At 28.1% G+C, this 16,496-nt stretch carries 28 protein-coding genes and 2 tRNA genes; 9 read left to right on the top strand and 21 right to left on the bottom strand.

The genetic code is table 11. The features are described 5' to 3' along the window. Positions 1-163: 163 nt before the first annotated feature. From I6E17_RS03780 to I6E17_RS03765, 4 genes are all read right to left on the bottom strand, one after another. Positions 164-616: a GNAT family N-acetyltransferase gene (locus tag I6E17_RS03780; protein ID WP_235235696.1), complete on the bottom strand. Its 453-nt coding sequence runs from the start codon at positions 614-616 to the stop codon at positions 164-166. A 51-nt stretch (positions 617-667) separates the two neighbouring features. Beyond that, positions 668-744: transfer RNA gene (locus I6E17_RS03775), tRNA-Met, on the bottom strand. A 1-nt stretch (position 745) separates the two neighbouring features. Further along, positions 746-822: transfer RNA gene (locus I6E17_RS03770), tRNA-Ala, on the bottom strand. 135 nt (positions 823-957) lie between these two features. Then, a complete protein-coding gene (locus I6E17_RS03765; protein WP_235235694.1) occupies positions 958-2,121 on the bottom strand; it encodes an aminotransferase class V-fold PLP-dependent enzyme in 1,164 nt (387 codons plus the stop codon). 320 nt (positions 2,122-2,441) lie between these two features. Here I6E17_RS03765 and I6E17_RS03760 point away from each other — a divergent pair, with 320 nt between their 5' ends. From I6E17_RS03760 to I6E17_RS03750, 3 genes are all read left to right on the top strand, one after another. After that, positions 2,442-2,717 carry an HU family DNA-binding protein gene (locus tag I6E17_RS03760; protein WP_235235692.1) on the top strand — a complete coding sequence of 92 codons (276 nt, stop codon included), beginning with the start codon at positions 2,442-2,444 and terminating at the stop codon, positions 2,715-2,717. 201 nt (positions 2,718-2,918) lie between these two features. After that, entirely contained in the window at positions 2,919-4,988 is a 2,070-nt protein-coding gene (fusA, locus tag I6E17_RS03755; RefSeq protein ID WP_235235689.1) for an elongation factor G, read from the top strand. A 119-nt stretch (positions 4,989-5,107) separates the two neighbouring features. Beyond that, the gene (locus I6E17_RS03750; RefSeq protein WP_235235687.1) at positions 5,108-5,293 is read left to right on the top strand and encodes a DUF4250 domain-containing protein; all 186 of its coding nucleotides are present in this window, start codon (positions 5,108-5,110) and stop codon (positions 5,291-5,293) included. A gap of 56 nt (positions 5,294-5,349) precedes the next feature. Here the strand turns inward: I6E17_RS03750 and I6E17_RS03745 are convergent, their stop codons facing one another. From I6E17_RS03745 to I6E17_RS03675, 16 genes are all read right to left on the bottom strand, one after another. Continuing rightward, entirely contained in the window at positions 5,350-6,321 is a 972-nt protein-coding gene (locus I6E17_RS03745) for a magnesium transporter CorA family protein (protein WP_235235685.1), read from the bottom strand. A 322-nt stretch (positions 6,322-6,643) separates the two neighbouring features. Beyond that, on the bottom strand, positions 6,644-8,017 hold the full coding sequence (locus I6E17_RS03740; protein WP_235235683.1) for a recombinase family protein: 1,374 nt from the start codon (positions 8,015-8,017) through the stop codon (positions 6,644-6,646). A gap of 168 nt (positions 8,018-8,185) precedes the next feature. After that, a complete protein-coding gene (locus I6E17_RS03735) occupies positions 8,186-8,530 on the bottom strand; it encodes a hypothetical protein (protein ID WP_235235681.1) in 345 nt (114 codons plus the stop codon). After that, positions 8,530-8,751, bottom strand: a complete 222-nt coding sequence (locus I6E17_RS03730) for a hypothetical protein (protein ID WP_235235679.1) — start codon at positions 8,749-8,751, stop codon at positions 8,530-8,532. The genes I6E17_RS03735 and I6E17_RS03730 overlap by 1 nt, the downstream gene beginning before the upstream one ends. Then, positions 8,738-8,860 carry a DUF3789 domain-containing protein gene (locus I6E17_RS10040; protein WP_419180974.1) on the bottom strand — a complete coding sequence of 41 codons (123 nt, stop codon included), beginning with the start codon at positions 8,858-8,860 and terminating at the stop codon, positions 8,738-8,740. Before I6E17_RS10040 ends, I6E17_RS03730 begins: the two co-directional genes overlap by 14 nt. A 13-nt stretch (positions 8,861-8,873) precedes the next feature. Then, positions 8,874-9,128 carry a hypothetical protein gene (locus tag I6E17_RS03725; RefSeq protein WP_235235677.1) on the bottom strand — a complete coding sequence of 85 codons (255 nt, stop codon included), beginning with the start codon at positions 9,126-9,128 and terminating at the stop codon, positions 8,874-8,876. Positions 9,129-9,509: 381 nt separating this feature from the next. After that, positions 9,510-9,743 (bottom strand): hypothetical protein, encoded by a 234-nt coding sequence (locus tag I6E17_RS03720; RefSeq protein ID WP_235235675.1) that lies wholly within the window; start codon positions 9,741-9,743, stop codon positions 9,510-9,512. Positions 9,744-9,746: 3 nt separating this feature from the next. Next, positions 9,747-9,893, bottom strand: coding sequence for a hypothetical protein (locus I6E17_RS03715; protein WP_235235673.1), 147 nt, complete (start codon positions 9,891-9,893; stop codon positions 9,747-9,749). Beyond that, on the bottom strand, positions 9,883-10,176 hold the full coding sequence (locus tag I6E17_RS03710; RefSeq protein ID WP_235235671.1) for a hypothetical protein: 294 nt from the start codon (positions 10,174-10,176) through the stop codon (positions 9,883-9,885). The genes I6E17_RS03715 and I6E17_RS03710 overlap by 11 nt, the downstream gene beginning before the upstream one ends. A gap of 93 nt (positions 10,177-10,269) precedes the next feature. Beyond that, positions 10,270-10,551 (bottom strand): HU family DNA-binding protein, encoded by a 282-nt coding sequence (locus I6E17_RS03705; protein ID WP_235235668.1) that lies wholly within the window; start codon positions 10,549-10,551, stop codon positions 10,270-10,272. 30 nt (positions 10,552-10,581) lie between these two features. Beyond that, a complete protein-coding gene (locus I6E17_RS03700; protein ID WP_235235666.1) occupies positions 10,582-11,496 on the bottom strand; it encodes a recombinase RecT in 915 nt (304 codons plus the stop codon). Continuing rightward, positions 11,483-11,740, bottom strand: coding sequence for a hypothetical protein (locus I6E17_RS03695; protein ID WP_235235664.1), 258 nt, complete (start codon positions 11,738-11,740; stop codon positions 11,483-11,485). Before I6E17_RS03695 ends, I6E17_RS03700 begins: the two co-directional genes overlap by 14 nt. Positions 11,741-11,746: 6 nt before the next feature. Then, positions 11,747-11,962: a hypothetical protein gene (locus I6E17_RS03690; RefSeq protein WP_235235663.1), complete on the bottom strand. Its 216-nt coding sequence runs from the start codon at positions 11,960-11,962 to the stop codon at positions 11,747-11,749. After that, positions 11,963-12,133: a hypothetical protein gene (locus tag I6E17_RS03685; protein WP_235235662.1), complete on the bottom strand. Its 171-nt coding sequence runs from the start codon at positions 12,131-12,133 to the stop codon at positions 11,963-11,965. Beyond that, a complete protein-coding gene (locus tag I6E17_RS03680) occupies positions 12,133-13,227 on the bottom strand; it encodes a lambda-exonuclease family protein (protein ID WP_235235661.1) in 1,095 nt (364 codons plus the stop codon). Before I6E17_RS03680 ends, I6E17_RS03685 begins: the two co-directional genes overlap by 1 nt. Before the next feature lie 68 nt (positions 13,228-13,295). After that, complete coding sequence (locus tag I6E17_RS03675; protein WP_235235660.1) at positions 13,296-13,514, bottom strand: hypothetical protein; 219 nt, start codon at positions 13,512-13,514, stop codon at positions 13,296-13,298. Between the two features lie 293 nt (positions 13,515-13,807). On the opposite strand from I6E17_RS03675, the gene I6E17_RS03670 reads away from it, so the two are divergent. The 6 genes from I6E17_RS03670 to I6E17_RS03650 all read left to right on the top strand — a co-directional run bounded on the left by I6E17_RS03670 (position 13,808) and on the right by I6E17_RS03650 (position 15,916). Beyond that, on the top strand, positions 13,808-14,233 hold the full coding sequence (locus tag I6E17_RS03670) for a helix-turn-helix domain-containing protein (RefSeq protein ID WP_235235659.1): 426 nt from the start codon (positions 13,808-13,810) through the stop codon (positions 14,231-14,233). Positions 14,234-14,241: 8 nt separating this feature from the next. Beyond that, positions 14,242-14,658: an ImmA/IrrE family metallo-endopeptidase gene (locus I6E17_RS03665; protein ID WP_235235658.1), complete on the top strand. Its 417-nt coding sequence runs from the start codon at positions 14,242-14,244 to the stop codon at positions 14,656-14,658. 11 nt (positions 14,659-14,669) lie between these two features. Next, positions 14,670-15,275, top strand: a complete 606-nt coding sequence (locus tag I6E17_RS03660; protein WP_235235656.1) for a hypothetical protein — start codon at positions 14,670-14,672, stop codon at positions 15,273-15,275. 69 nt (positions 15,276-15,344) lie between these two features. Then, positions 15,345-15,578 (top strand): helix-turn-helix domain-containing protein, encoded by a 234-nt coding sequence (locus I6E17_RS03655; protein WP_235235654.1) that lies wholly within the window; start codon positions 15,345-15,347, stop codon positions 15,576-15,578. Positions 15,579-15,622: 44 nt separating this feature from the next. Next, complete coding sequence (locus tag I6E17_RS09870) at positions 15,623-15,748, top strand: hypothetical protein (protein ID WP_268825930.1); 126 nt, start codon at positions 15,623-15,625, stop codon at positions 15,746-15,748. A 9-nt stretch (positions 15,749-15,757) separates the two neighbouring features. Next, positions 15,758-15,916 (top strand): BC1881 family protein, encoded by a 159-nt coding sequence (locus I6E17_RS03650; protein ID WP_235235652.1) that lies wholly within the window; start codon positions 15,758-15,760, stop codon positions 15,914-15,916. Here I6E17_RS03650 and I6E17_RS03645 read toward each other — a convergent pair. Next, entirely contained in the window at positions 15,913-16,191 is a 279-nt protein-coding gene (locus I6E17_RS03645; RefSeq protein WP_235235651.1) for a KTSC domain-containing protein, read from the bottom strand. The two genes, I6E17_RS03650 and I6E17_RS03645, sit on opposite strands and share 4 nt — an antisense overlap. Positions 16,192-16,496 lie beyond the last annotated feature (305 nt).

Genomic DNA, 16,496 nt, shown 5'->3' with positions numbered 1-16,496 from the left:
GACCTACGCAGTGCAAGTGCGTCGCTCTCCCAAACTGAGCTATATCCCCAAGCACAAGAGTAATAATATCATAAAATAATAAAACTGTCAATAAAAAAATATTTAATTACTGAAAAATTTTTTTAAATATAAAAAAGATTTTTATTTTCAATATTTTTTATAGTTATAAATCTTTTTTCATTATATAATTTTTAAGAAAAATTTTTTCTCTTTCTACAAATTGTTCACAAATAACTTTATATCCTCTTTTTTCAAAAAATGGTTTTGCAGTTATTGAGGCATGAACTGTAACTTTTAAAACGGGAAAAATATTTTCAAGTTTATCACAAAGCTGTGAGGCAATATTTTTTCTTTGAAAATCTTTGTGGACATAGAGCATATCAAGATATCCCTCTTTATTTATATTTCCGAAGCCAATAATTGTATTTTTTTCTTCAGCAACAAGAGTATAATTTTCTGAAAGGTATTTTTCCCAAAGAGAAAGGTCTCTACTTTCTTTTGCCCAAACTTTAAGCTGTTTTTCTGTGTAATCTTCAGAATTTATAAAATAGATTGTATCGTAAAATAATTTAAAAAGTTTTTCACTATCTGATTTTTTATATTTTCTTATAATCATAAAATCTCCATAAATAAAAAAACCACTCATATGAGTGGTATTGTTTTTAAATGGTGCCTAGAAATAGATTCGAACTATCGACCGTACGGGTATGAACCGTATGCTCTAGCCAACTGAGCTATCTAGGCATGGTGGAGATAAGCGGGATCGAACCGCTGACCTACGCAGTGCAAGTGCGTCGCTCTCCCAAACTGAGCTATATCCCCTTGGACAAGAATAATAATATCATAAACTACCTTACTTTGTCAAATAAATTTTTTTAAAATTATCATTATTTGGGCTTTTTAGATGTTAGTAAATTTAAAAAGTCTTTATTTCCAAGATAAAACAAAAATATATTATTAAAATTTTTCTTTTAAAATATATTCAGAAATTTCTTTTATAGCATCAGCAGCATATAAAATTTCTTCTTCTGTGTTAAAATATCCAAAAGAAAATCTAACACAACCATAGTCATAAGTTCCAAGATATTTGTGAGCAAGTGGAGCACAATGAAAACCACTTCTTGTACATATATTAAATTCTTCATTTAATATTGCTGCAAAATCTGAGCTTGTTATTCCTTCTATATTAATACTTACAACAGGCCCTCTAAATTTATCTTTATCACCATATATTATAATATTTTCTAAGTTTGAAATTTTATCTATAAAAAGTTTTGCAAGATTATATTCATGTTCTCTTATCTTATTAAGTCCAACAGAATTTATAAAATCTATTCCAGCATTTAAAGATAATATTCCAGGAGTATTTAAAGTTCCACATTCTAAAAGCTCAGGCATAGTCTTAGGTTGTCTTGGAAGTTTTGAAAAACTTCCTGTTCCTCCCTCTAAAAGAGGATTTAGAACTAACCCCTCTTCTACATAAATTCCTCCTGTTCCCTGAATACCAAATAAAGATTTATGACCAGTAAAACATAAAATATTTATATTCTGTTTTTCTACATTTATATCTGCAAAGCCTGCACTTTGAGAAGTATCAACTATAAAAAGCAGATTATTTTCTTTGCAAAAATTTCCTATTGCCTCAATATCATATATATATCCTGTAACATTAGAAATATGGTTTATTACAATAGCTTTTGTATCTTTTCTAAGAAGAGAAGATAAATTTTTTATTAATTCTTCTGTAGTATCTACAGGTTCAAGAAAAGAAAGAGTTACATTTTTTTCATCTTCAAGATAATGAAGAGGTCTTAGAACAGAATTATGCTCAAGAACAGAAGTAATTATATGGCAGTCATGGAATCCTGCTCCTTTTATAGCAAAATTTAAGCTTTCACTTGCATTTGATGTAAAAGCAATCTGAAGTGGATTTTTTATATTGAAAAATTCTGCTATTTTTACTCTTGTATTATAAATTTCCCTGTCTATTTTTATAGCTTTTTTATATCCACTTCTTCCAGGATTCCCATTAAGTTCAATGATTGCCTTTTGTACTTTTTCAATAATACATTGAGGCTTAGGATTTGAAGTTGCAGAGTTGTCAAAATAATATTCTCTCATAATTAAAACTACCTCTTTATAAAAAATATTCTTATAATATTGTACCATATTTAAAAAAAATAAATATAGTTATAAATAAATTTCTTTTTCTTCTAAAAAAATAAATCATCCATATAAACAGCGGAGTATACACAAAAAAATCTGAAAGTATGAATTTTGGATATTAAAAAATACATATATGCAAAACTAGTAAAAAAATAACATGTGTATTTCACAGAAAGATTGATAATAAAGTAAAATATGATTGAAATAATTTAATAAATATGATATAACTTAGAGGTTGCATTGACAATTTAATATGATTTTGGAGGAATTTAGAAATGACAAAAAAAGAACTAGCAAGCCAATTACAAGCTAAAGGAATATTTGATACTAAAGCAGATGCAGAAAGAAAAATTGATGCTATATTAGACGCTATGGAAGAAGCATTAATTTCTGGAGACAGCATTAACTTCATAGGATGGGGAAAATTAGAAGTTGTTAACAGAGCACCAAGAATCGGAAGAAACCCTAAAACTGGAGAAGAAGTAGAAATAGAAGCTAGAAAAAGCGTTAAATTCAAAGCTGGTAAAGGTTTATTAGAAAAATTAAACTAATATAAATCAGGAGAGATTCATGTCTCTCTTTTTTTATGCAAAAAATTATATTTTTTTATCTTTAAAATTTATAAAATTATTAAATGATAAAAATTTTTAAAAAAATTTGCTTTTCCCTATTGATTATTTTTACTTTATGGGCTATATACAATATTAGATAGATGAATTTCTACTCAAAATATTAATACGGAGGGAAGCACTATGAAAAACTATACTACGGATAAAATCAGAAATGTCAGCTTTTTAGGTCACAGAGGTTCAGGTAAAACATCTTTAGTTGAGGCATTGCTTTTTGCAGCAAATGTAACAAGTAAGATGGGAAGTATAGAGAAAGGAAACACAATATCAGATTATGATGATGAAGAAATAAATAGAGGCTTTTCAATCAACACTTCTGTTGTCTCATTAGACTATCAGGAAAAAATATTTAATATTCTTGACACTCCAGGATATTTTGACTTTTCAGGAGAAGTTATTTCAGCTCTTGCTGTTACAGGAGGAGCAGTAATTGTTCTAGATGCAAGTTCAGGAATAGAAGTAGGAACAGAAAAAGCATGGAGAATGCTTGAAGAAAGAAAATTACCAAGAATTATATTTATAAATAAAATGGATAAAGGAGCTATAAATTATAAAAAAATTCTTCTTGATTTAAAAGATAAATTTGGTAAGAAAGTAGCACCTTTCTGTATTCCTTTAGGTGAAGGAGAAAATTTTGAAGGTTTCATAAATGTTATTGAGAAAAAATGCAGAGTATTCAATGGAGAATGTTGTGTTGATAAAGAACTTGTTCCTCATGAAGATTTTGAAGATGTAAGAAACCTTCTTCTTGAAGCTGTTGCTGAAACAAGTGAAGAAGCTATGGAAAAATTCTTCAATGGTGAAGACTTTACTGAAGAAGAAATTAAAGCAGGACTTCGTAAAGGTGTTTTAAATGGAGATGTTGTTCCTGTACTTGTAGGATCAGCTGCAAACCTTATAGGTGTTCACACTCTTTTTGATATGATGTTTAACTATATGCCTACTCCTGAAGAGTCAAGAGGAGGAATAGTTTATGGTAAAAATCCTGATACTCAGGAAAAAGTTGAGAGAAGAGTAAGCACTGATGAACCTTTCTCTGCTTTTGTCTTTAAAACAATAGTTGACCCATTTATTGGAAAAATATCTTTATTCAGAGTTGTTTCAGGAAGCTTAACTAAAGATATGGAAGTTTTAAATGCTACTCAAGGAAGAAAAGAAAGAATAGCAAATTTATACTTTGTAAGAGGTATTAAACAAAGAGATACTGACAGAGTAGTTGCTGGAGATATTGCTGCAACAACTAAACTTCAGGATTTAAAAACTGGTGACACAATCTGTGATAAAAATAATCCAATAGTATTTAAAAAAGTGCCATTCCCAAAACCTTGTTTATATATGAATATTATACCTGTTAAAAAATCTGATGATGATAAGATAAGTACAGCTATACAAAAACTTATTGAAGAAGATCCAAGTCTTACTGTAATAAGAAACGCTGAAACAAAAGAGCTTCTTATTGGAGGACAAGGAAAGACACATCTTGAAATAGTTGTTTCAAAATTATATAATAAATTCCAAGTACAAGCTACATTAAGCACACCAAAAATAGCTTATAGAGAAACAATAAGAAAAGAAGTTTCAGTTCAAGGAAAACATAAAAAACAATCTGGAGGAGCAGGACAGTATGGAGATGTATTTATTAAATTTGAACCTCTATACGATGCTGAATATGAATTTGTAGATAATATTAAAGGAGGAGTTGTTCCAAAACAATATCTTCCAGCAGTAGAAAAAGGACTTCATGAAGCAGCTAAAAAAGGTTTCCTTGCAGGATATCCTGTTATAAACTTTAAGGCAACTTTATATGATGGTTCTTATCACCCTGTTGACTCTAATGAGTTATCATTCAAACAAGCTGCTATTTTAGCTTTCAGAAAAGCTGTGGAACAAGCTTCTTCTGTTATACTTGAACCTATTGTAAAAATGGAAATAGTTGTTCCTGAAGAATATACTGGAGATATTATGGGAGATATGAATAAGAGAAGAGGAAAAATCTTAGGAATGGATCCTATGGATTACAGTGAACAAAAAATTACTGTTGAAGTTCCTCATAAAGAAGTTCTAGGATATGCTACAGATCTTAAATCTATGACTCAAGGAAGAGGAAGATTTGAATTTGAATTTATAAGATATGACTATGCTCCTGATGAAGTGGCAGCTAAAATAATTGCTGAAGCAAAAGCAGCAGAATAGTAATTAATACATTATTAAAAGCCCTGTTTTTATACAGGGCTTTTATATTTGACAAAGAAAGTTATATAATTTAAAATGTAGTTGCTAATTATCTAAATTAAAAAGGAGAAGAGAGAAATATGAATTTTTTAAATATGGATATAAATATTGCTTACAGTATGATTAATATGAAGCTTAGAGATTTTTATTCATCTCTTGATGATTTGTGTGATGATATGGATATAAGTAAAGGAGAACTTATTGAACATTTTGAAGAAAATGGTTATATCTATAATGAAAGTACAAATCAATTTACTCAAAAATAAAAAAATAAAATCGGTAAATTTAGTTTTCTAACTGAGTTTACCGATTTTTTATAGACTTATAACATTTTATTTTTAGATAATAAATAAGTTATGATTATACTTAAAAGTATAGATATAAGTATTACAGCAGCAAATCCAAATGGATTTTCAGCAAAAGGAACAGCAACATTCATTCCCCATATTCCTGAAATGATAGTAGGAATAGCTAGGACAACTGTAATAGAAGTAAGTCTTTTCATAACATTATTTAGGTTATTTGACATTACAGTAGAGAAAGCATCTCTTGTTCCACTTAAAATACTTGAGTATATACTTGCCATTTCAATAGCCTGCTTTGTATCTATGATCACATCATCAAGAAGATCTAAGTCATCAGGATATTTTTTTACAAGTTGCATTCTCATTATTTTATCAAGAACGGCTTCATTTGATTTAAGAGAAGTTGTAAAATAAACCAAACTTTTCTCAAGTTCAAGAAGCAACATAAGCTCTTCATTTTCCATGTATTTTTTTAAACGATTTTCTACAACATCACTTACACGCCCTATTTGTCTAAGGTAATATAGATAGTATGATGTATTTCTAAAAAGAAGCTGAAGAATAAATCTTGTCTTTTTATATGTGAAGAATCCTTTTATTCTTCCTTTTACAAATTCATCAATAAGAGGAAACTTTTCTGTTGTAACAGTAATTATATTATCTTTTAAAACTATAATACCAAGGGGTATTGTAGTGAATGAACATTTATCTTTCTCACTATGGATAGGAACATCTATAATTATAAGGAGGATATCTCCATCTATTTCCAAACGAGATTTTTCTTCTTCGTCCAAAGCAGCTTTTAAGTGTTCCACAGGAATATCAAATGCTTCCTGTATAGCTGCAATATCTTCATCAGCAGGGTCAGTAAGATTAATCCATGTATTTTTCTCTCTGAATATTGATACATCTTTTACTATTTCTTCATTATCTTTGAAATAGATACTTTCCAATTTATCCATAGGATTAGTTTTAAAAACTTGAATCATTTAGCCACCTTCCATTTTAGAACTCTCTATCATGGAAAGTTGATAAAGAGTCTATATATTAAATTTTTTAGTTTCTTTCAGTAATATATTCCACGGGGAATATGTGTCCATCTAAAAACCACCTCATTTTAAAATTTCATACTGCCTTATTATTTTACATGAAATTCTAAGAAAAGTAAATAAAAAAAGCAGAGAGATTTCTCTCGCTGCTTTATTTTTTAATGTGAGCTAATCTCTTAAGGCTAACCCTATAAGTAGTATGCTCACTGTGAGCTAAGACCTTAAGGCTAGAGCCATTAATACTATGCTCACAATACAAAAATCAAACATTTAAAAATATTTCAAAAGTTTCATCAGGATAGTATATAACTTTATCTACAATTAGTTGCAATATCTTCTTTTGTTGCAATCTGTTTTTCTCATCAAAATTTTCCATATACTCTATAAATTTTTTCTTTAAATTAACTGTAGCTTCACTTATTTCTTCTTTATTTAAATTATACAATTCTCTTAATTCTGAATCAATATCATAAATTTTTCTTCTGTATTCATCTCTATTAATGAATCCATCTGTATAAGTTTCAGCAATTCTTTTTTTCTTTTCTTCTAATCTTTTTATTTCTTTAGAATAGTCTTTTTTCTTTTTTTGAGAATTAATATTTAAGAACTCAAAATTATTTTTTGCATATTCTTTTATCTGTTCTAAGATTGCATTATCTAAATCTTCACTTTTGCATTGCCTAAAATGTGTTTTTAAACTTGCACATTTATAAGCTCTATATTTCCTACTTCCTGATTTACTTTTCCATTCTTGTTCCACACCAACAAGTTTACGATTACAAACTGCACACACAAGGAGGGATGAAAACAAAAATCTGGTATCTTCACTTCCTTTTATATGTCTCATTTTTTTATCTCTTAAAATCTTTTGAACGAGATTAAATTCTTCTAAAGAGATAATAGGTTCATGCAGTCCTTTATAAATTTCATATTCTTCATTTGTATACATTTTCATTGTGGATTTATCTTGAGTATATCTACCATATTTTATATATCCTGCATAAGTGATATTTTCTAAAATTTGTGAAATTGTAGTAATAGTTTTATTATATTTTCTAGCTAATCTATTTTTTGTAACTCCATTTATATATGAATGAAAAATATCTTCAACAATATAACTTTTATCATTTTTATAAAGAACTTTATCTTTTAAATCATATCCAAAAGGAGGAGAAGTTAAACAATATCCTTGACTAGCATAATATTTAAATCTTGCTTTTAACCTCATACTTAATTGTTTGCTTTCTTGTGCAGCCATTCCACCATATAGTCCAAGTAGAAAATCAGATAAATCTGATGATGAATCAAGTTGTGGCTGCATAATAAAATGCCATTCAATTTTATTTTCTTTTAGTTTTTTTATAGTAGTATGAATTTCTAATTGTGTTCTTGAAATACGGCTTAGTTCATAGGCTATTAATACATCAAAGGATTTAAGTTTTATTTCTTCTAAAAGTTCATTATATCCTGCTCTATTATTATAAAGTCCACTTTCAACTTCTTTTATTATTTTATATATTACATACCCTTTTTCTTTGGCAAAATTTTTAGCTTGGTCTTCTTGAGCCTCAAGAGAATTTCTTTCTTCTTGCATTTCAGAACTTACTCTCAAGATAATTAATGCTTTCTTAATCATTTTTTATCTATATCCTGAATAGTTTTCTTTAAAATTTCTTGGGTATGTTTTTTTATACTTTCATTTTCACAGCTGTGTATACCTTTACATTTCATATTTTACCCTCCTAAATATTATTTTTAATAATCTGTAATTTTCTATTAAATCTAATCATTACAAAAGTAACAACTATTTATATAAGTTTAATCTCTCCATGTTTTTCTCCATTTTTTCATTTATAGCCTTATCTAACTCACTATCAGAAATATTATAAATTTCTTTTAACATATGTAACTCTATAACCACATCAGCAAATTCTTCTAAGATATTTTTGGTATCAATTACTCTTGTCTCAGGTGTTAAGTGATTTCTTAAATCCTTAGCAATTTCTTTTTGTAGTTCTGCAAGTTCCTCTATAATTCTAACTTTATTTTCTGTATCTGATTTTGAATTTAAAAGAAGCTTTACTTTATCATCAAAAGTTATTTCAGATTTTCTATTTTGCATTTCTTCAAGTGCTTTTCCAAAATTCATTATTTATCTTCCTCCCATTCTGCTATATTTTCCAAAACATCAAAATATTTTTCATTGTTTTTACAATCAGGATTGTTGCATATATAACCTACTTCCCAACTATCAGAACTTCTATTTTTAATTTTTCTTCTTTTCTGATTCTTGGTAAGTTCATAGTTAGTAGTTGTATTAATAGTTTCTATTGCTACAACTTCCTCTCCACATCTTTTACATTTCCACATATTTATTTCTCCTTTTATCGTTTTCTTTACCAATTACTAAGCAGCATATAAGTGTAACACCAGTACCGAGTCCAGCAAGAAATCCACCAGTAAACCAAAGTAAGTTTATTTACCTCACATCTTTAAATTTCTATATAACTATTAATTTCAATATTATTTAAATCTAAAATGTAACTATCTCCATAATCATGTCTTTTTCTATATTTTTCTTGTAAATTTGCAAGTGTTTCTTTATTGCTTGATAAAAAACAATATTCTTCTTCATAATCACATGAAGTTGAAGTTACTCCATTAGAGTTGCATTTTCCTTTTTCAAAACAGCTTAATTGTTTTGATAATATTTTTCTTTTATTAAGAGAAATTTTTAATAAATACATTTATTCCACCTCTACAAAAATACTTTTATAATTCTTTTTATTTTTGATTCCATAAACACAATAAAATTTTCAACTTTATTTGATACAATCTCAAAAACACCCTCTAAAAAACTAAAAAGTATATATAGCATAAAAAATTCTGAAAGCAATAAAACTGTTATTATCACAGAATATAATTCTATTTTACACCTTAAGTTGCGTTTATACTCGTGATAAAATGCTATTATTAAACCACATCTAGTAGCTATACAAAAGAATATTATTAACCAAAATATTATTTCGTTAATATTCACTTAAACCACCTCTTTATCCTTTCCCACAAACTCAATCTTCCGACTAAGAAAGAGCCTTGTCTTTTAATTTTTATTTTCATACAACCACCTAAAATATATTTTCTGTAAAACCATTATCTTTTAACCATTGTCTTGAAATTTCTTTTTCTTCTGCTGTAATTTCATTTGCGTATAATCTAGCTTTATGAAGTCCTGCTAATAAAGATATCTCTGTACTTGGTAATGGTATTCCATATTTAAAACAATATTTCTTAGCTTCTTCTAAATCTAAACTTTTCAATACTTTCTTTCTATCTTTTAAAAATTTTTTCATATATGACATCTTTTACACTCTCCATTTTAAAATCAGAAAAGTTTTGTTTTGGTTTCCTCTTTTTTGACTAAGGACAAATTTTTGTGCATCTTCAAAATTATCTTTTATAGTTACAACCTTCTTTGCCAATCTTTTTACGATTATATATTTAAAGGTCATCTTCATCTCCTTCAAAAACAATTTTTATTCTTTCTTTAAATTCTTTCCAATCCCAAAATTTAAAGTTTCCAACAACATCTCCCATAAGAGTATCTTCTAATTTAAAACAATAACATCCATCTTCCTTTTTCAAATTTACATATTCAATTCCTGAAATGAAGGCAGAGAGGATAAATCCATCATCAATAGCAGGTTTATAAATTTCTATTTTTTTATAATCAAAATCTACTAATTTAATATTTATGGTCTTAAGAAATTTTTCTCTTTCTTCTTTAAAATTCATGTTTTTAAAACTCCTTTATGTCTGATATAATAAAGGTGCTTACAGGCTATCAATCTATAAGCACCTTGAGATAGTAGCTATTGCCAGTAGTTGCTATCTCTTATTTAATTTTTCTGACAATTCTTTTCCAGTTTTAAATTTTATGTATTTCTTAGGAGCGCATTTTATTTTTTCTCCAGTTTTTGGATTGAAATAATTTTTTCTTTTAGTTTCTTTAATTTCAAAAATTCCAAGTCCTCTAAAAACTAAAGTTTTTTCTTGTACAAGAGCTTCTTTCATAGTTTCAACAAAAACATTAGTTTGTCTTCTAGCCTCTTGTGCATTTTTAAAGTTACCATTTTTCATTAAAAGTTCAGCAAATTCATACTTTGTCATTTTCTTCTTTCTCCTTTTATTTTAGATTTTTTATTGTTGGTCGTTAAATAAACCTACTATTTCATCAACTGTACTTGTATTTTCTTGATTGACTTCTGCTGTATTTTCTTCTTTTAAGATTTCTCCTGTACTTTCATCAATCACTTCTGCATCTTCAAAGACATTCATTTCAGTAGTTTCAGCTTGTACAACTTCTTTAGTTTCTTTATTAATTTCAAAAGTTCCATTGTCTTTTCTTAAGTTCTCTATCATTTCAACTGAGATTGGCAACCATTTTAACATTTTCTTAGTAACTGTTTTCATTGCCATTTCTTCATAATTTTTTACCCAAATATCATTTTTAAATTTACCTTTTCTGTATTTTTCTTCATGTGCTTTTACTTCCTCAGATGTCATATATTCAAAGGCTCTTGTTCCATCTTTAAGGATTGCTACAGAATAGAATCCAACAATAAGACCTCTGCCTTGAGGATTATTAAAAGCAGGTTTATGTGTCAACTTTCTTTCCAATCCATACTCAATAGTAAATTCATCATTTGAATATACAGGGTAAGCATATATATCACTTAATTGTCCTGTTCTTCTAAGTAGTTCAATCATACCTTTGTATCCAAGCTGTAACTGACATTCTGTAGTTCCAAGTTTTGTGTTTTTAAAAGGTATTAAATAGCATTGTCCTAAGACACCTGGCTCAAGTCCAAGTTGTGCAACTGTCATTAAACTTCCTAATAAACTTGGCACTGAACATTCAGCAAGTTTTGGATTTTGTCTTACACAAGTAATTGCTATTCTTGTAAATCTTTCGCTACTTAAATGTTTTGGAAGAGCTGCTGCAAATTGTTCTTTCCCTGCTTCTATTACATCAAAGATTGTTCTTTTTTTCTCTGCTACTTGTCCGCCTACTTTTGCAGATAGGCTGTTTTTTGCTGTTTTAGTTTCTGACATTTTCATATCCTCCTTTTACTATTTCTTTTTTCTTCATTACTCCAATTTTTAAACAATTCATAACTTCTTCAGAAAGTTCTTCACTTGTCCCAAGTTGATTTAAAAAACTTTTAATTAATATTTTTTCTATTTCATGAGCTTCTTCTTCTGTAAGGTTTATATCTGTATCTATTCCTGTAAGAACACCAGTTTTATCAAATTTAAGTTCAACATTGCATTTTAATGTAAGTTCATTTATCATCATTTCTTTTTAATCCTCCTTGAAATATTCTTTTCTCCATTTTTTTATCTGTCTATCAATTTTTCTTATAATATGTTCTTTATCATCTCCGAGGAAAGTTACCTCGCATTTTTCATATTTAAAAGGATTTTGAACTGTGCAGCACATTAAACCTTTTTTAAGGTTTACATCATGAAATGTAAGTTCAAGTTCAAATTTTCCGAATATATGTTTTATTGTTTCCAATTATTCCTCCTTTTCTCTTTCTTTTCTTGCTTTTTCAAGCCACATTTTTAAAAGTTCTGTATTTCTTTTTTCTATTTCTAATTCCTCTTTCAATTCTTTAAGAATTAACCATACAAGAGCTATTATTGTAACCACAACAACTACAGCACCTAATATTACTAAAAATTCCATTAGCTCACCTTTAAAAATTTAGTCTCTTTTACAGTTGTGTAATGGCTTTCAATTTCTTTATACTGTTCCATAAATTCTGTATTTTCTTTTTCCATTAATTTTTTGTCAACAGATTTTCTATTCTGAGATACTATTGTGAACTTGAAATCTCCTGCTGTAGCTTTTTTACAGTCATTCTCATTCATTTCTTTTAGAATTTCTTGTTCTATTAATTTCTTTTTCTTTTCAAGGCTTTCAATTTCATTTTTAAGGCTCTTGTACTCATCAGCCTTGTCCTTTATAGTCTCAATCTCTACAACATCATCAGAGGCTGAATCAGACTGTTCCAGAAGATATTTTGAATATGATTCTGTTCCATCAGGCATAGGAGGGATTTCTTTTAATATATTTTCCTCCCAAAATTCTTTGCATTTCTCTTGTATAAGTTTTATATCTTCCTCACTTCTCTCTATGTAAAATTCTTTATAATTGTTCCCACCTATTAAGCAAGCTATATAAGCATAATTTAAACCAGTTACACCTAAATAATGTTGTACTTGTGCAAAGTAAGAATCAGGAATTGTCTCTCCTTTCCACTCTTTTCCAGCAAAGGCATTGGCTGTCTTAATCTCTACAACTCCCCAGCCTTTCTCCAAGTCATAACACATTCCATCAACATTAGCTACTAAGCAGCCTTTTTTCATAGTAAAAGGTACTTCATAACAGAAAAAATCGTCATGTAATCTTTGAAACTCTTTAAATACTACAGGCTCTAAATTATGTCCCCAGTGAGTGTATTTGTTTCCTTTAAAGTCTGAACCTTGTGTTTTATCTGTGTAAACATCAATAGCTGATTTATAAGGATTTACTCCAATAACTGCTCCTGCATCACTTCCACCTATTCCGTTTCCTCTTATGTCTTCCCATTCTTCTGTATCCTCATAATGTATAATTTCTACATCATCAGGAATGATTTTTTTTAATTGTTCCTCATCCATCTCTCTGATTTTAGCTTCTGCAGTTTTTATGAACTGCTCAAGCTCTTCCTTTCTCATTCTCCAAAATCCTGTAAGTCCAAGTTCTTTAGCTTTTTCTCTTAACTCTTTTAAAGTCATATTTTTCATCTCCTATTTTAGTTTTGATAAATCCCATAAGATGAGTTATGGAATCTAAAAAACTAAAATTATTTTTTTCTCTTATGTCTTATAAATGTAATATCTTTATAATCATCAAATCTTATTACTCTATCTCTCATAAACTTTTCAATGTCCCAAGTTGAAAAGCCATGAGCTCTTAATTCTATTTCTGCAAGAGATAATGAACAATGACGGCAAATAAACTTTTTTAGAAGTTTGTTTTTAAGTTCTGCTCTTTCTATTTTCTCTTCATTACTCATTCCCATTTTCTTCCTCCTCATCTGGTTCTTTACATTCTTGGAATAGCCCATACATCAAATATCCGAATAAAACAATCTGCGACATACATAAAATCCATTCAACCATTTTAAAGCCTCCTAAAATTCCGTTTTAATCGGAAATATTTTTTAAAATTTTTTTATTTCTCTAACTTGCCTTCATTCTATCCGATTAAATCGGAAATGTCAAGAAAAAATTTTATTTTTTTTATAAAATAAAGTATAATTCAATTATAGATATACGAAAAAAACGGATATAATATAAGAGAAAGGAGCGACAAATGGAGAAATTATCAATCGTTCTTAAACAATTAAGAGAAAGCAGAAATATGACCTTAGAAGAACTGGCTAAAAAATCAGGTGTTGGAAGAGGGACTATCGGAGATATAGAAACAGGGAAAAATAAAAGTACTGTGAAAACATTAGGGAAATTAGCGACGGCTTTAAAATTAACTAATGAAGAAAAAAATAAACTTGATTCTGCTTTTTTAGGAAGAAATATAACAGAAATAGATTCAAGAATACTAGAACTTAACAAAAGAGAATTGTCACAATATGAGAAAACTATGGAAGAGGCAAGCTTATTTTTTAATGATGAAACTGTATCGGAAGAAGATAAACAAAAAATGGTATTAGCTATCAGCAAGTTATTTTTTGAATCTAAAGAAATGAATAAAGATAAATACAGAAAGAATAAAGATAAATAGAGGTGTCTATGCTGAATATTCCATTAAGAGTCAAAAATCTTATAAGAAAATATGGGACGAAAAATCCGTATAAACTTTGTAAACTCTTAAATATTCATGTTAGATATATGGATTTAGGTAATGTTAAGGGAGTTTATAAAAAGATAGTTACAAATAAATTTATAATTATTGATGGGAAACTTTCAGAAATTATGCAACTTGTTGTATTGTGTCACGAGCTGGCACATGCAGTTTTACACAACACGAAAGAAATACAATCTTTTAAAGATTATGACTTATTCCCAAAAGTAAGTAACAATATAGAACTTGAGGCAAATAAGTTCGCTGCAGAACTTTTATTTGATGAAAACAATGAAATTCATGGGTATTTTTTAGATGATGAAGATATGAAAATATTAGAGAATTTAAGAAATTTAAAAAAATAGGTGATGTATAGATGGATATTTTTTCTAATGAAATGTATTTTTTATTTAGTGTTCCTTTTATTACTACTTTTTTGATAAAAACTATAGAAATCATAAAAAAGTCTTACATAGAGGATATGCCTAAACAAATTTTTACAGTAGGAGCATATGCCGTTTTAATTTATTTTTTTTCTTATGTACCTACAGGTATTTTACTCATGATGGTAGAATTTTTAGGCGATTTCGTGCCGTTTGAGGTGTATTACTTTTTTATATCTAATGAGGATTTTGCAACCCTTATTTGGACTATGAGTTTTAGTGTTTTGTTCTCTATTTTATATTTTCAAAAAATAAATTTAGTTTCTTGCTATAGAGTGAGATATGATGGGTTAACAGACTATGAAAGAAATTTTTATAATAGAATCCTAAAAAAAAGAACTGTTTTTTATAATAATCTATACTCTAGTAAAAGCGAAAAAGAAAGAAAGTATTATGTTAAGCAATGGATTATGGACCGCAGAGAAAAAAACGATATTTATATGTATGAAGATGGCGATGTATCTCTTAAATATGGATATTTTCATGAAAAAATGAGTATTAATTATAAAATAAATCCTTATAACAAAACTGGTTATTAACGACCAGTTTTTTTTATTTGACATTTCCGACTAAAACGGATAGAATATAATAAATCAAAGGAGAACAAGATGGATAAAAAATATATAGAAAAAGAAATTTCAAAAAAATTATACGCTAAAATAACTAAAGAAATTTCTAAGAAAAATTTAAGATACAGAGAAATAGCAGAAAAGATAGGAACTTCAAATCAAAATTTTTCTGACCAAATGAAAAATCTAAGAAACGGTAAATATATAACAATTAGATTTTTAATAAAGATACAAGAATTTTTAGATATAGACTTAATATTTTTTTGCGTATAATTTCCGCTCAAAACGGAAAATGAAATATAAGGAGTTGAAAATATATGTCTGAATATCAGAAATGGATACAACAAGGAAAAAATTTTAGATTTAAAGGCTTTGGATATGGAAAATTTGCAACAGGCATTCCTTGCTCTTATCAGTTCAGAGGGCAAATTAAAAGAAAATAGGAGCAAATGATGGAGAAATATAGTACAAAAGAATTACACGATGAATTAATAAAAAGGGGTGGAGTTGATACTTACTTCATAGAGCCTTATAAAAAAATAGAGCTAGTCCTAGAAGATGAAACAATTCAAATAAAAGGACCAGCTACAATTTTTGTTGTTATAGATTAATCTAAACAATCATAAGGATATAATTCTTCATGACATTTAATTAATCTATGAAAACATTTCCCGTGAGAATTTTCAAACATTGGATTTGTTTTGGCTTCAATGATTGTTTGATAAACTTCCTCTGGAACATGGTAGTATATATATCTTTTCCCTGTTCTTACAATTCCACTTTTAAGAGTGTGGTCTTGGAATTTAACAATCATTGTTTGTTTTTCAGTGTCATACTCAATATTTTGTAATTGAGATGAATCAAGATTAAGTTTTCTTAATACCATAGTTTTAAACCTCCTTTCTTTATGTAGTTATTTCGCAAATATATTATATAACAAAGGAGTTTAAAAATAAATATTATGGTAATGGCGACCAGAAACAGCCAAAAGTGAACCTATATAATTTTTCCACCTGTGGTGTTTAAAAGCACCACACATATGGGAGTTCCGTAAAGGCGGCAAGTAGGTTCTAAGCCTACAACTCCCAAACATGATATAGACTATATTACACCTCTTAACAATGTGGAACATGATGTAGTCGCAAATAATTTTTAGTTACCGTCTCTAAGAAAAAGACGGAAAGTAATCCA

The sequence above is a fragment of the Fusobacterium perfoetens genome, assembly GCF_021531595.1.
Classification (GTDB): Bacteria; Fusobacteriota; Fusobacteriia; order Fusobacteriales; family Fusobacteriaceae; genus Fusobacterium_B.
This window is presented reverse-complemented; position numbering and strand designations above follow the sequence as displayed.

Bases quoted from the DNA above. Each gene is read 5' to 3' on its own strand.
- I6E17_RS03780 (WP_235235696.1), bottom strand. From the start codon at position 616: ATGATTATAAGAAAATATAAAAAATCAGATAGTGAAAAACTTTTTAAA.
- I6E17_RS03765 (WP_235235694.1), bottom strand. From the start codon at position 2,121: ATGAGAGAATATTATTTTGACAACTCTGCAACTTCAAATCCTAAGCCT.
- I6E17_RS03760 (WP_235235692.1), top strand. From the start codon at position 2,442: ATGACAAAAAAAGAACTAGCAAGCCAATTACAAGCTAAAGGAATATTT.
- fusA (WP_235235689.1), top strand. From the start codon at position 2,919: ATGAAAAACTATACTACGGATAAAATCAGAAATGTCAGCTTTTTAGGT.
- I6E17_RS03750 (WP_235235687.1), top strand. From the start codon at position 5,108: ATGAATTTTTTAAATATGGATATAAATATTGCTTACAGTATGATTAAT.
- I6E17_RS03745 (WP_235235685.1), bottom strand. From the start codon at position 6,321: ATGATTCAAGTTTTTAAAACTAATCCTATGGATAAATTGGAAAGTATC.
- I6E17_RS03740 (WP_235235683.1), bottom strand. From the start codon at position 8,017: ATGATTAAGAAAGCATTAATTATCTTGAGAGTAAGTTCTGAAATGCAA.
- I6E17_RS03735 (WP_235235681.1), bottom strand. From the start codon at position 8,530: ATGAATTTTGGAAAAGCACTTGAAGAAATGCAAAATAGAAAATCTGAA.
- I6E17_RS03730 (WP_235235679.1), bottom strand. From the start codon at position 8,751: ATGTGGAAATGTAAAAGATGTGGAGAGGAAGTTGTAGCAATAGAAACT.
- I6E17_RS03725 (WP_235235677.1), bottom strand. From the start codon at position 9,128: ATGTATTTATTAAAAATTTCTCTTAATAAAAGAAAAATATTATCAAAA.
- I6E17_RS03720 (WP_235235675.1), bottom strand. From the start codon at position 9,743: ATGTCATATATGAAAAAATTTTTAAAAGATAGAAAGAAAGTATTGAAA.
- I6E17_RS03715 (WP_235235673.1), bottom strand. From the start codon at position 9,893: ATGACCTTTAAATATATAATCGTAAAAAGATTGGCAAAGAAGGTTGTA.
- I6E17_RS03710 (WP_235235671.1), bottom strand. From the start codon at position 10,176: ATGAATTTTAAAGAAGAAAGAGAAAAATTTCTTAAGACCATAAATATT.
- I6E17_RS03705 (WP_235235668.1), bottom strand. From the start codon at position 10,551: ATGACAAAGTATGAATTTGCTGAACTTTTAATGAAAAATGGTAACTTT.
- I6E17_RS03700 (WP_235235666.1), bottom strand. From the start codon at position 11,496: ATGTCAGAAACTAAAACAGCAAAAAACAGCCTATCTGCAAAAGTAGGC.
- I6E17_RS03695 (WP_235235664.1), bottom strand. From the start codon at position 11,740: ATGATGATAAATGAACTTACATTAAAATGCAATGTTGAACTTAAATTT.
- I6E17_RS03685 (WP_235235662.1), bottom strand. From the start codon at position 12,133: ATGGAATTTTTAGTAATATTAGGTGCTGTAGTTGTTGTGGTTACAATA.
- I6E17_RS03680 (WP_235235661.1), bottom strand. From the start codon at position 13,227: ATGACTTTAAAAGAGTTAAGAGAAAAAGCTAAAGAACTTGGACTTACA.
- I6E17_RS03675 (WP_235235660.1), bottom strand. From the start codon at position 13,514: ATGGGAATGAGTAATGAAGAGAAAATAGAAAGAGCAGAACTTAAAAAC.
- I6E17_RS03670 (WP_235235659.1), top strand. From the start codon at position 13,808: ATGGAGAAATTATCAATCGTTCTTAAACAATTAAGAGAAAGCAGAAAT.
- I6E17_RS03665 (WP_235235658.1), top strand. From the start codon at position 14,242: ATGCTGAATATTCCATTAAGAGTCAAAAATCTTATAAGAAAATATGGG.
- I6E17_RS03660 (WP_235235656.1), top strand. From the start codon at position 14,670: ATGGATATTTTTTCTAATGAAATGTATTTTTTATTTAGTGTTCCTTTT.
- I6E17_RS03655 (WP_235235654.1), top strand. From the start codon at position 15,345: ATGGATAAAAAATATATAGAAAAAGAAATTTCAAAAAAATTATACGCT.
- I6E17_RS09870 (WP_268825930.1), top strand. From the start codon at position 15,623: ATGTCTGAATATCAGAAATGGATACAACAAGGAAAAAATTTTAGATTT.
- I6E17_RS03650 (WP_235235652.1), top strand. From the start codon at position 15,758: ATGGAGAAATATAGTACAAAAGAATTACACGATGAATTAATAAAAAGG.
- I6E17_RS03645 (WP_235235651.1), bottom strand. From the start codon at position 16,191: ATGGTATTAAGAAAACTTAATCTTGATTCATCTCAATTACAAAATATT.